General features: G+C 67.3%; 8 protein-coding genes. 3 read left to right on the top strand and 5 right to left on the bottom strand.

Annotated features, from left to right (window positions below; genetic code table 11):
* Positions 1-76 precede the first annotated feature (76 nt).
* Positions 77-2,326 (bottom strand): TonB-dependent receptor, encoded by a 2,250-nt coding sequence (locus ACY65G_RS00825; protein WP_464995481.1) that lies wholly within the window; start codon positions 2,324-2,326, stop codon positions 77-79.
* Between the two features lie 265 nt (positions 2,327-2,591).
* On the opposite strand from ACY65G_RS00825, the gene ACY65G_RS00820 reads away from it, so the two are divergent.
* Positions 2,592-4,838, top strand: coding sequence for a TonB-dependent receptor (locus ACY65G_RS00820; protein WP_464995480.1), 2,247 nt, complete (start codon positions 2,592-2,594; stop codon positions 4,836-4,838).
* Here ACY65G_RS00820 and ACY65G_RS00815 read toward each other — a convergent pair.
* Positions 4,721-5,236, bottom strand: a complete 516-nt coding sequence (locus ACY65G_RS00815; protein WP_464995479.1) for a hypothetical protein — start codon at positions 5,234-5,236, stop codon at positions 4,721-4,723. The genes ACY65G_RS00820 and ACY65G_RS00815 overlap by 118 nt on opposite strands.
* Before the next feature lie 82 nt (positions 5,237-5,318).
* On the opposite strand from ACY65G_RS00815, the gene udk reads away from it, so the two are divergent.
* Positions 5,319-5,963 carry a uridine kinase gene (gene udk, locus ACY65G_RS00810; protein WP_464995478.1) on the top strand — a complete coding sequence of 215 codons (645 nt, stop codon included), beginning with the start codon at positions 5,319-5,321 and terminating at the stop codon, positions 5,961-5,963.
* A gap of 189 nt (positions 5,964-6,152) precedes the next feature.
* Here udk and ACY65G_RS00805 read toward each other — a convergent pair whose 3' ends face one another.
* Both ACY65G_RS00805 and ACY65G_RS00800 read right to left on the bottom strand, forming a co-directional pair.
* Positions 6,153-7,013 (bottom strand): hypothetical protein, encoded by an 861-nt coding sequence (locus ACY65G_RS00805; RefSeq protein ID WP_464995477.1) that lies wholly within the window; start codon positions 7,011-7,013, stop codon positions 6,153-6,155.
* A gap of 61 nt (positions 7,014-7,074) precedes the next feature.
* Positions 7,075-7,473, bottom strand: a complete 399-nt coding sequence (locus ACY65G_RS00800) for a group III truncated hemoglobin (RefSeq protein WP_464995476.1) — start codon at positions 7,471-7,473, stop codon at positions 7,075-7,077.
* 89 nt (positions 7,474-7,562) lie between these two features.
* Between ACY65G_RS00800 and ACY65G_RS00795 the strand changes: the two genes are divergently transcribed.
* Positions 7,563-8,957, top strand: coding sequence for an MATE family efflux transporter (locus ACY65G_RS00795; RefSeq protein WP_464995475.1), 1,395 nt, complete (start codon positions 7,563-7,565; stop codon positions 8,955-8,957).
* On the opposite strand, the gene ACY65G_RS00790 is transcribed toward ACY65G_RS00795, so the two are convergent.
* Entirely contained in the window at positions 8,947-11,970 is a 3,024-nt protein-coding gene (locus tag ACY65G_RS00790) for a TonB-dependent receptor (RefSeq protein WP_464995474.1), read from the bottom strand. The genes ACY65G_RS00795 and ACY65G_RS00790 overlap by 11 nt on opposite strands.
* Between the last annotated feature and the right edge of the window lie 159 nt (positions 11,971-12,129).

The raw sequence follows: 12,129 nt of genomic DNA, 5'->3' as shown, positions 1-12,129 counted from the left end.
ACGCGCCGCGCAGGGGGCGATACGATGGGCGGCCTGCCGCTGCGGTGACGATGAAGCATGCGGTTCTGTCCCGGCGTTACTGGTAGCGGTAGTCGAAGCGCATGCCGAACGTGCGCGGCGCACCCGGCACCGTCATGCCGAAGCTGTCGATCGTGGCGGGCGCGATGCGGTTGCCGAGGTTGTGGCCGTAGGCGGACAGCGTCCACGGCGCATCGCCCGGCTGCCAGGCCAGCGTGGCGTCCACATGGGTCATCGCCGGGACGCGGTACTGCACCAGCTTCGACGGCACGCCGATCACGTAGGCCGCGCTGCGCCGTGCGTCGACGCCCGCGCGCACCTCGTGGCCGGGGAACCGCACGCGACGTTCGTAGCCGGCCGAGAGCACATGCGATGGCGCGCGGTCGAGCTTGCGGCCATTCCACGACTGGATGCCGTCCGGCGTGTACGACACGTAGTGCGCATCGAGCAGCGCCAGGCCCCAGGAGAACCGGTCGTCGGCGGTGGCCCGCACCTTGCCGTCCAGCTCCAGGCCGCGCACGCCGGCGATGCCGGCATTGGTCGTGATGAAGCGCGGCGCGCCGGCGACGATCGCGTTGCCGGACAGTTGCAGGTTCGTGTAGTCGTAATGGAATGCGGCCACGTCCAGGCTGGCCCGGTTGTTCCAGAAGCGCGTTTTCGCGCCCAGCTCGAGCGACTTCACCGCTTCCGGCTGGTAGTACAGGTAGCCGGGAGCGACGGCGGCAGCGGCGGGGCAGCCGGCACCCGGCACGGCGCCGGCCACGCAGCCGTCGTTGAAGCCGCCTGCCTTGTAGCCGGTGGACAGCGTGCCGTAGATGAACGTGGCGGGCGCCAGGTCGTAGTCCAGGCCCAGGCGCCACGTGCGCTTGCCTGTCTCGATCCGGGCAACGTTCGGCAGCCGGTAGTCCGTGGCCGGGTTGAACACGGGGCCCTGCTGGAAGCTGGTGGCGCCCACGCGCGACTTGTCGTCCTGCGTATGGCGCAGGCCGGCCGTGGCCCGCAGCCGCTCCGTGACGCGGTACGTGAGCTGGCCGAAGGCGGCGCGACTCTTCGCCAGCGTGGGGTCGGTGGGGAACGCGTAGTACGGCGTCAGGCCGATCGGCGCCAGGTCGCGGAACACGTAGTTCGAATGCGCCCGTTCGTCGAACCAGTACAGGCCCGCCTGCGCGGACAGCGCGCCGTCGCCGTTCGTGGCCACGCGCAGCTCGTGCGAATCCTGGCGCTGCCCGCCGTCGAAGTTCTGGTGCACGCCCAGCGTCACTGGTGGCGCCACACGATAGATGTAGTTCGTCAGGAAATCGAGGTCGAACCTGCGGTGCGCACCCAGGTAGTACAGCGTGGCCGGACCCAGGTTCCACGTCAGTTCTGCGCCGATGCCGGACGTGCGGTTGCGGCCATGGCCCTGTTCCGGCGCCATGTTGCGCGGCACGAAGCGGTTCGTCAGCCGGTCGCCGGCCGGGGCGCCGTACCACACGGGGTTGCCGCTGTCGGCGTTGCGGAAGAAGTTGTTGTCCGAGACGAAGGCGTCCGGGTTGTAGTCGTTCGTGGCATGGTCGGCGCGCAGCAGCAGCGAAGCCGTGGGGCCGATCTTCACGCTCGCGGACAGGCGGGCGGCGCGCCTGTCGGCATCCTGGCCCAGCGTGTGCGGCGTGCCCTGGCCGTTGCGAAGGTACGAATCGTGGCGGCTGGCAGCGACTGCGGCGCGGAGCGCCAGCCAGCCGGTGACGGGCACGTTCAGCATGGCGTTCGCCTTGCGGCTGCCGTAATTCCCCGCTTCCACGCCGAAGGCCCCTTCCAGTTGCCGCGTGGGCGCGTGCGAAATCACGTTCACGACGCCGGCGGTGGTGTTCCGGCCATACAGCGTGCCCTGCGGCCCGCGCAGCACTTCGATGCGGTCCACGTCCAGCAGCAGCCCGTTCTGGTTCTGCGGGCGGGCGATATAGATCCCGTCCAGCATGAAGGCGGCGGAAGGATCGCCCTTGTCGGTGGCATCGGAATTCGACACGCCGCGGATCGTGATCTTCAGGCCGTCGGCCGCGCCGTCCAGGTGCACGCCCGGCAGCCGCTTGGCCAGTTCCGCCGGCGTGCCGAAGCCGGCCGCCCGCAGGGCGTCGCCGGACAGCACGCTCATGGCGACGGGCGTCTTCGATGCCAGCGACATGGTGCGCTGGGCGGTGACGACGACTTCCTGCAGCTGTCCATCCGCGGCTTGCGCACGGGCTTGGCCGGCCGCGAGGCTGGCGCAGGCGGCGGCCACGAGGCCGGCGATCAGGGTGGTCGTGGAGGAAGTCGCCTTGCGCACTTGCATTACATCTCTTTCAGGTAAGGATGCACCGCGCAGAACGATCGATGCGTGATTTTCGGGCACGGTGCGGGTGAATTTCAGGCCGCAAGTCTAACAGTTGCTCATGCTTAATGATGGAAAATTACTGTGAAGCAAATTGAATTCTTGCGCATCTGTCGTCGGGAAACCACTGACAAGATCGCCATGCACACTGTCATGGCAGCGTCACATCGGGTCTTTACCATTCGGCACAGTTTGTATTTCGATCACTTCGTTCCGAAAGACTCCGATGCGCCAGCCTTCGTTCCGCCTCCGCCTGAAACCCCTTTGCCTATCGCTGCTGGCCGCACTGCCGGTGCTGTCGCTCGCCAACCCGGCCGATCCGATCGACCCCGCGGCGGATCCCGCCGGTGCGCCGCCGATGGCGATCGTGGAGGTGACGGGCACGGGCCAGTCGCGCCAGGTGCAGAACATCACGCGGGCCGACCTGCAGCAGGCCACCCCGGGCACGAGCGCCCTGAAGACGCTGGAAAAACTGCCCGGCGTGAGCTTCCAGTCGGCCGACCCGTTCGGCAGCTACGAATGGTCGACGCGGTTCTCGATCCGCGGCTTCAACCAGAACCAGCTGGGCTTCACGCTGGACGACATTCCGCTCGGCGACATGAGCTACGGGAACAACAACGGCCTGCACATCTCGCGTGCGATCTCGTCGGAGAACATCGGCCGCGTCGTCGTGTCGCAGGGCGCCGGTGCGATCGGTACCGCGTCGACCACCAACCTGGGCGGCACCGTGCAGTTCGTCACGCTGGGCCCGGCGGACGAGCAGGGCGTGACCGCCGCGCAAACGCTCGGCAGCGACGATACCTCGCGCACCTTCGTGCGTTTCGACAGCGGCGAGTTCGCCGGCGGCACGAAGTTCTACATCAGCGGCACGCGCATGCGCAGCGAGAAATGGAAAGGCGCCGGGCCGCAGGACCAGGACCAGTTCAACAGCCGTGTCGAGCGCCGCATCGGCGAGCACGTGCTGTCGGCATTCTTCAATTATTCGGACCGCCGCGAAGTGGATTACCAGGACCTGTCACACGAGATGGCGCGGCGCCTCGGCATGGACTGGGACAACTACTATCCGGACTGGCAGCGCGCCGTGAACGCGGCGAAAGGCGTGTACGGCGGTGCCGTCAACAGCCTGGACGACGCCTACTACCTGGGCCAGGGCCTGCGCAAGGACAAGCTGGGCGGCGCATCGGCCGAGCTGCAGCTGACGCCCGTGCTGGCCGCCAAGCTGACGGCCTACCACCACGGCAACGAGGGGCAGGGCCACTGGTACACGCCCTATACCCCGACATCGGCCGAGCTGCCGATCTCGATCCGCACCACCGAATACACGATCAGCCGGAACGGCGTGCTGGGCGACGTGACGTGGGACCTGGGCATGCACACGCTGAACGCGGGCTTCTGGGCCGAGCGCAACAAGCACATGCTGACCCGTAATTTCTACGCGGTGACCGATGGCCGCTATATCGACGACTTCCTGCGAAACCCGATGAGCACGGGCTTCCTGCAGTCGTTCGTCACCGACACCCGGCAGTTCTACGTGCAGGACACGATCGCGCTGCTCGATGGCCGGCTGAAGGTCAACGTGGGCTTCAAGAGCCCGAAAGTGGAGATCGACGCGCACACCTTCGCCGGCGACCGCGCCGACGGTTCGGTCACGGCGAAGAAGACATTCCTGCCGCAGGCCGGCATCACTTACCAGCTGTCGCGCAACGACGAGCTGTTCGCGTCCGGCGCGAAGAACATGCGCTCGTACCAGCCGGGCGTCAACGGCCCGTTCTCGCAGACGCGCGCCGGCTATGCGCTGTCCATCGCCAGCCTGAAGCCGGAAACGTCGACCACGTTCGACGTGGGCATGCGCTTCAAGCGCGACGCCGTGCAAGGCTCGGTGGCGGTGTACTACGCGAAGTTCGACGACCGCCAGCTCGGCATCGCCACCTGCGCCGGCATCGTCGGCTGCGCGGGCACCGTCGTCAACGTGGGCAAGGTGGAAACGCGTGGCCTGGAAGCGCTGGCCGTGTGGAAGATCGCTCCCGCCATCTCGTGGTTCAACACGTTCACGTACAACGATTCCACCTACGAATCGAACTACACGGACAATGGCCAGCTGGTGGCCGTGAAGGGCAAGCAGGTCGTCGACGCACCGAGGAAGATGTTCAACACGGAGCTGGCCTACGACGCGAACGGCTTCTTCGCGCGCCTGGGCGCCAAGTACACGGACAAGCGCTACTACACGTACACGAACGACAATTCGGTGCCGTCGTACGTGGTGGCCAACCTGTCCGGCGGCTACCGCCTGGGTTCGGCCGGCATGGTGAAGGACCTGACCTTGCAGGTCAACGTGACGAACCTGTTCGACAGGACCTATTTCGGCACGATCGGCTCGAACGGCTTCGCCGCGGCCGATCCGCAAGGCACGTCGATGACGCTGTTGTCCGGCGCGCCGCGGCAGGTATTCTTCACGCTGTCGGGCAAGCTGTAGGCCGTGCCTGCCGGCGGGCGGGGCACCTCAGCTGCGGCGCCGATCCGTTGCGCGTGAGCCGTTGCGGGGGCTGAGGGAACGGCGGCCGCGCTCGCAGCGGGCCCGGGGCTCGCAAGTGGGCGCAGCAGCACGTACGACGGGCCGCTTTCCAGGCCGGTGCCGGTACGCAGCGCGGCACCCAGTTCCGCCCAGTCGTCGAACCCGGCCGTCTGCCAGCGCGGATGGTCCCCGGACCACGGCGGCAGCGGTGCGGCACGGGTCGCGCCGCCGATGCCGATCCGGCCATGCGGCGACAGGCGCGCATCCTGCAGGGACCACGCGCCGGCGGACAAGGCGCGCTCGCACGTCACGCCATGCCACAGCTGCCCGATCGACGACGGATGGCTATCGGTTAGCAATAAGGCAATGATCCTGGCGGATTGCAAGCTGCCAGGCGGTAACGGCCTGACGGCGAGCCCGCCGCTCCGGTATCATTCGGGGATGAATGATATTTCTTTTCTTCCGTTCGTCATTGGTGTAGCTGGCGGAAGCGGCAGTGGCAAGTCGACGGTATCCCAGCAGGTACTGGCGTCGTTCGGGGCCGACATGGTCTCGGTCGTGATGCAGGACGATTACTACCGCGACCAGTCCGATCTCGCTCCCGAAGTCCGCCGCCAGCAAAACTACGACCATCCGAACGCCTTCGACTGGCCGCTGCTGGTGCAGCACATCCAGGCCCTGCGCAATGGCGAATCGATCGCCATGCCGGTGTACGACTTCACGATCGACAACCGTTCCGACAGGACCATCCTCGTCGAGCCGGCCCCCGTCATCGTGATCGAAGGGCTGTTCGCCCTGTATGACGCGGACCTGCGCGACATGATGTCGCTGAAGATCTTCGTCGACACCGCGCCCGACGTGCGCTTCATCCGCCGCCTGCAGCGGGACATCACGGAGCGCGGCCGCTCGGTCGACAGCATCGTCAACCAGTACCTGGAAACGGTACGCCCCATGCACAAGCAGTTCATCGAGCCGACCAGGCGCCACGCCGATGTCATCCTGCCGCACGGTGCCAACGTGCCGGCCGTCGATGTCATCACCACCAAGGTGGCGAGCGTGATCGGGCAGATGAAGCCCGGCAACTGAAGTCGGGCCCCGCTGTACCTGGCCTGGACGAGACGAGGTCGCGGACGGCGTTCGCGTGGTTGGGGTCTGTCCCCGCCAGTCGGCAAAGCAGAACCCGGTCGCCAGCCCTGATCCAGGGGACTGACCCCGGTTTTTTAGCCGGACAACTGCAGCCGGCAGCTGAAGCGGCAATGGTTCTGTCGCTCGCTCTCAGCGCGCGATCCCGTAGCGCCGCAGTGCCGGCAGCCACGCCTGCTCGAACAGCCGGGCAAACCCCCGGTTGGTCGGATGCATCTCGTTGGCCCAGTCGTCCTTGTAGCCGCCGCCGCGTTCGAGGATGCCCCGGCTGTCGATGTGGATCACGTGCCCGGCAGGATCGTGCAGCGGGGCGAACACGTCGTCGTTCAGGCGGTCGATCAGCGTGCGGGCGATGTCGCGCCGCAGCGCCATGTCGGCCGGCACGCGGCAGGCGTCCATCGCCGGCGCCAGCCAGGGACCGGAGCGGATCAGGCCGAAGCCGAAGCCGCGGCCGTCCGGCACGGGGTAGTCATAGCCATGGATGAAGATGGGGCGGGGCAGCACGGTGCCTTGCGTGCCGGCGCGGATCGCGGCGACCAGCAGGTCCATCGCGGCGGCCAGGTCGCCCAGCAGCTCGTCCATCGCCACGTCGTCGATGCAGTCGGCGGCAGTGCGGGCGCCGCTGCAATCCGGGTGCAGCGCCAGGCGCACGTCCACGGCATCGTTGCCGGCGCCGCTGATATAGAACTCGCTGAACGTTTCCGCATACGGCGGCTGGAGGAAGTGCGCGACCGTGTCGGCGAAGCGGCCGTCGCCCACGTAGTCGCGCAGCCTTGCGCCGTTGTAGCCGACCAGTTGCACATTGCCGTGGTCGGCGGACATGTCCGGATGCCGCACGAGCGTGCCCAGCATGCTGTTGTTGAGGTACCAGAACCACGAATCGCCGATGGCGAGGGCGGCCGGGAAGCCGATCCCGGTGTCCCAGTGTTCTTCCGGCTTGTAGATATGGGGCATGACGATCTCCTCGGCGGGGCGCACAAGCGGCCTCGGCATGAGAAGGATCGTACCGCAGTCATCCCGGCACCGCACGGCGCCGCGTGTCCTGCAGTGCCGCTCAGGCCGCCGGCCCGGCCACCTCGACCTTGCCGAAGAAGCCATATTGCAGGCTGGCGGCGATGCGCTTCGCGACGATGAGCAGTTCATCGGCCACCGGCGGCGCGAACAGGCGGCGCGCGGTGGCGTCGAACAGGTCCAGCCAGCGCTGGAAGTGGGCTGGCGTCACGCCCTCCAGGGTCATGTGCTTGCCGTAGACATTGCCCTGGAATGCCGGCATGCCGGGCGTGCGGCCCAGCATCACGTCGCTCCAGAAGGCGACCATGCGGTCCAGGTGCGCATCCCAGTCGTCGCCGATGCGGGGGCCGAACACGGCGGCCAGCAGCGGGTCGCGCCGCACCTCGGCATAGAATTCGTGGACCAAGCGGGCGAGGGATGCGGGATCGGCGGCGGCGTACATGGCAAGGGCCCAAGCATGAAAAATCGGTGGAAACCCGCATTGTAGTCCCGCCGCGACCACGTACAATGGCGGATTGCCCAGCTGCCGCCATGTCCCTTCCAGCCAATACCCCCCGCCCCCATATCTTCACGCTCGCGTGGCCCCTGCTCGTCGAACTCGTGCTCGCCGTCGCCATCGGCATCGCCGGCACCTGGCTGGCGTCGCACCTGTCCGATACGGCCGGTGCCGCGTTCGCGATCGCGCATAACATTTCCGTGACCCTGTTCCTGCTGTTCCGGATCGTCGGTTCCGGTGTCGGCGTCGTCATCACGCAGGGCCTGGGGGCGGGGCAGCGCGAGCGCGCCAACCGGGTGGCACTGGCCTCCGTCGGCGCCAGCACGTGGATCGGCGCGGTCACGGCGCTGGTGGCGCTGTTCGGCGCCGGGCCGTTGCTGGAACTGCTGCAGACGCCGGCCGACGTGTTCCCGCTGGCCGTGCCGTTCCTGATGGCACTGGCGCCGGCGCTGCTGTTCGACGCATGGAACGCGTCGATGGCGGCAGTGATGCGTGCCCACCTGCGCACCCGCGACACCCTGCTGGTGCTGGTGGCGATGCACGCCTCGCACGTGCTGCTGGCGGTGCCGCTGATGCATGGCTGGGGGCCGCTGCCCGCCCTCGGCCTGCCCGGCTTCGCGCTGGCGCTGACGGCCAGCCGCGCGCTCGGCCTGGTGCTGCACCTGGTGCTGTGGCGCAGCCATCTCGGCATCGTCACGCAGCGGGCCGACTGGTGGCGGCTGCCGCGCAAGGAACTGGCCGAGGTGCTGCACATCGGCATTCCGGCGGCGGCCGAGAATATCGCCTGGCGGCTGGCGTTCATGGCCGCCATGGCGGCCGCCGGCACGCTCGGCGCCGCGGCGCTGGCCACGCACGCCTATGTGCAGCAGATCGGCAGCATGGTGATCGTGTTCAGCCTGGCCACGGCGTTCGCCGTGGAGATCATGGTCGGCCACATGGTGGGCGCCGGCGAACTGGGCGAGGCGCACCGGCTCGTGCGCACTGCACTGGGCCGGGGGCTCGTCATCAGTGGCGTGGTGTCGGCCGCCGTCGCGCTGGCCGGGCCGTGGCTGCTGGGCGCGTTCACGAACGACGCGGCGATCATCGCCGAAGGCAGCAAGCTGCTGTGGATCGGCGTGCTGGTGGAACTGGGCCGCACGTTCAACCTGGTGGTCATCAACGCGCTGCGCGCCACCGGCGACGTGCGCTTCCCGGTGGCCGCCGGTGCCGCGTCGATGGCGCTGGTGCTGGCCGGCGGCAGCTGGGTGCTGGGCATCCACTTCGGCTTCGGCCTGGCGGGCCTGTACATCGCGTTCGCCGCGGACGAGTGGATCCGCGGCCTGATCATGTGGCGGCGCTGGGCCGTGCAGGCCTGGGTGCCGCACGCCCGGGCGGCCCGCCGTAAATTACGGCCGCTGGAAACCGCCCGGGGCGGCCGGGTCAGAAGTTGACCCGCAGCTTGGCGGCGTAGCGCGGCCCGGACGAGAACCACGCCCGGCCCTTCATGCCGATGTGCTGCTGCATCACTTGCCGGAAGATCGAATCGGTCAGGTTGGTGCCTTCCAGGCCGAACGTCACGTGCTCGTTGATCTTGTAGAACAGCGAGGCGTCGACCTGGCCATACTGGTCGGTCCACACGGGCAGGCTCCAGTTCAGGTTGCGCTGGCCATAGGTGGGGCTGGCAGGATTGGTGTCGAGGGCCTCGCCGCCGCGCGTGCCGCTGGTCGTCAGCAGGCTTTTCGAGCGCCATGACCATGCCACCCGCGCCGACCACGGTCCCTTGTCGTACATGAAGGCCAGGTTGGCGGCCCGCTTGGACAGGCCTTCCAGCGGCAGGTTGCCGAAGGTGCGGCCATCCGTGTCGCAGCCGTTCAGGGCCATGTTCAGGTTGGCCTGCGTGCTGCCGCCCGAGCAGTATTCCTGGAACACGGGGTTGTACAGGTCCTTTTCGCTGTCCACATACGTGAAGTTGGCCTGCACGCCGAAGCCGGACAGCCATCCCGGCAACATATCAAAATATTGTTGATACGCCAGCTCGACGCCGCGCGCCCGGCCCTTGGCGCCATTGACCGGCGAGTCGACGATGAATTCCTGCGGCTGGCCCGCGCTGTCGGCCACTGTGAACGTCGACAGCTGCTTGATGATGATGTCCTTCAGGTCCTTGTTGAACACGGCCACCGTGAACGAGCCCACCTGCGACCAGTAGTACTCGGCCGTCAGGTCGAGCTGCTTCGACGACACGGGCTTCAGGAACGGGTTGCCCGAAGCCGTGCCGGTCAGGTTGTTGCTCGCTACGATCAGCCGCTGGTTGGCCGCATCCGGCGTGGCCGTGATGGACTGCGACAGGCTCGTGTAGCCCTGCAGCTGCGAGAAGTCCGGCCGCGAGATGCCCTTTGAAAACGCCAGGCGCAGCTGCAGCTGGTCGCTGACCTTCATGCGCAGGTTCAGGCTGGGCAGCACGTTGCCGTAGCTGCGCTCGTAGTTGCGCGGCTCGGCATACGCGGGAATCCGCGGCACGGCCGGGCCCACCACCGTGTAGCCTTCCGGCACCAGGTTTGCCGGCGGCGTGAACGTCACGTAGCCGGCCGCGTTCATGTTGGTGCGCACGTAGCGCACGCCGATATTGCCGTCGACCGGGTAGCGCAGGTCGTCCCAGCCGAAGCGCAGCTGCGTGTAGAGGGCCTTGGTCTTTTCTTCCTGCCGGTTCACGCCCGCCGGATCGGTGCCCCACGCGGCCGGTTTCCACGGCGTGCAGGTGGAGCCGAACTCCTTGCACAGCAGCTCGTGGTAGCTGTGCAGTTTCGCGTAGCTGCCGGGGTAGCCGGTGGTCAGCGCCACGTCCGGGAACAGCATCGACGGCGGCGCGGGGGCATCGCCATTGAAGTAGTTCGGGAAGGTGCGCACCGAGGCGCCGCCGGCGAAGCGCGGGTCGCCCAGGTAGGCCAGCTGGCCGATCTGGGAGCCGAGCATCCACGGTTCGGAAACGGCCGCCCAGTTGTAGCTGGGGTTCGAATTCGTGTTCAGCGAATCGCGGTCGGTCAGCCGCACGCCGAAGCGCACGTCGCGCAGCACCGGGTGGTCGAACGTGTATTTCGCATCCGTGCGCCAGGCCGTTTCGTTGGCCACGCTGGCGTCGCGGTGCTCCATCGTGAAGTCCCAGAAATAGTTGTTCGGGTCCAGCAGGAACGCGCGGTCGGCGTCGTCGAACGTGATGCGCGGCACCTTGCCGGTCAGGTCCAGGCGCTCTTTCGGCACGAGGATGCCGGTGGCGATGAGCGAATCGAAGGCGGCGGTGCGGGCGCGGATGCGCTGCAGGTCCGTGGACACCGTCCATGCCTGGCTGGGGCGCCATTCGAGGTTCCATGCCACGTCGGTGGTGGACGACTCGCGGTCGGCCGAGCGCGTGTCGTTGCCGAAGTTGATGCCGGTGGAGTGGGGCGTTTCCAGCGTGCCGGTCAGCATCACGCCATTGGCGTCGTAGACGGTATCGGCGCTGGGGAAGACGCGGTACGGTTCGGCCGAGGCGAACACCGCGTTCTCGTCCCAATGGATCTTGTACTTCGACTTGAAATAGGTCAGCGAACTTTTCAGCGTGTTGTCCAGCTTCCATTGCAGCGCGCCGTACAGGCCGTCGCGTTCGCGGTCGTACGTCATCGTGCGCCACTGGGCCGCCTTCGGCACCCATACCCGGCCGCCCGGCCGCACGTCGTCGCGCGGGAAGTAGGCGTCGACCTGGAACGCATCCGTGCGCACCTTGCTGTTGGACGATGCCACGTCGACCAGCGCGCCGAACTCGCCGAAACCCGTCTTCCAGCGCTGCGACACGAGGATGGAGCCGCTGGGGCGGTCACGTTCCTTGCGCAGCTCGGAATACGTGGTATCGAGCGAGGCGCCGAATTTAAAACCCTTGAAGTCGAACGGCATCGCCGTGCGCAGGTTGACGAGGCCGCCCACCGAGCCTTCGATCTGCTCGGCCGACGGGCTCTTGTACACATCCACGCCGGCCATCAGCTCGGGCGGCACGTCCTCGAAGTTGAGCGCGCGGCCGCCGTTGGCGGAAAACGAGTCGCGCCCGTTCAGTTCCGAGCGCACGTAGTTCAGGCCGCGGATCGACACGCCCGATCCCTCCACCGAAAAATGTTCGTCGTCGCCCTTGGCCAGCATGCGGTCGATCGTCACGCCCACCACGCGCTGCAGTACTTCGGTGACGGACTTGTCCGGCAGCTTGCCGATATCCTCGGCCACGATGGAATCGACGATCTCGTCGGCATCCTGCTTGATCTTCTGGGCCGAGTTCAGCGCGGCGCGCTGGCCGGTCACCGTTACCACGGCGGGCGTGGTGGCGGAGGCGGTGCTGGCCGCGGCGTCCTGGCCCGTCGCCGCTTCCTGCGCCCAGGCGGCGCCGGACAGCATGGCGATGTGCGCGACGCCGATGGCGATCGCGGTGCGGCGAAGTTGGTGCATCCCTGCGTGCTTCCCTGTGTGCATGGCGTGTCTCCGTGATTGTTGTCGATGTTGTTGTGTCGCGTGGGCCGAGGGTGAAAGTCACGTTTGTATTAAATATATAAAAACCCAGCGTAGTGAAATCATCATGCGCTTTGCAAACGTTTTCAATTAAGAGAA

It is taken from the genome of Pseudoduganella sp. jia 12 (assembly GCF_055502675.1).
The sequence above is the reverse complement of the archived record's forward strand: the minus strand, read 5'-3'. Positions and strand labels throughout refer to the sequence as shown.